The 502-nt window shown below is 64.3% G+C and carries 1 protein-coding gene; it reads right to left on the minus strand.

Annotated features, from left to right (window positions below; genetic code table 11):
• The coding region (locus tag CAY82_RS27475; protein ID WP_170931135.1) for an FAD-dependent monooxygenase at nt 1-391 on the minus strand (391 nt) is incomplete at its 3' end.
• Nucleotides 392-502: the final 111 nt, after the last annotated feature.

A 502-nucleotide genomic window follows, 5' to 3' on the forward strand; every position in this document is an offset into this window, starting at 1 on the left:
AGAAACGCACGTCGAAGTCGGATTCTCCTGCGTATTGCTCGGCGATGGGGGCGGTCAGCTTGTACTGCTCGTACTGCAGCACATACGGAAACCGGAGCTCGTTCTCGAGCCGGCCGAGATCGAACTCCGCCACGACGTCTCCGGTCGGCCGGTCGTGGAAGCGATAGGTGCTCGAGAGCAGGCTGTCCGCCCGGATCTTCTCGGTGATGCCCAGCTCGTCGAGCATCTCCAGTGTGCTCGGATGGATGGTCGCCGCGCGCTGATCCTTCACCGGTGCCGGCTCCGACTCGAAAACGGTCACCGGAATACCCCGCCGGTTCAGCGCCAGCGCGCAGACCATTCCGACGGGGCCTGCGCCCGCGATGATGACACGTGTGGTCTCGGTCGACATGCGCCTAGTTCAGCTCGCGCTGCAGACGCTTGCTGACCTTGCCGACCGCGGTGTACGGGAACTCGTCCACGACCTCCACGACATCGGGGAGTTTGAACGTGGCGAGGCCCT

It is taken from the genome of Pseudomonas sp. SID14000, assembly GCF_002165135.1.
Taxonomy (GTDB): domain Bacteria; phylum Pseudomonadota; class Gammaproteobacteria; order Pseudomonadales; family Pseudomonadaceae; genus Aquipseudomonas.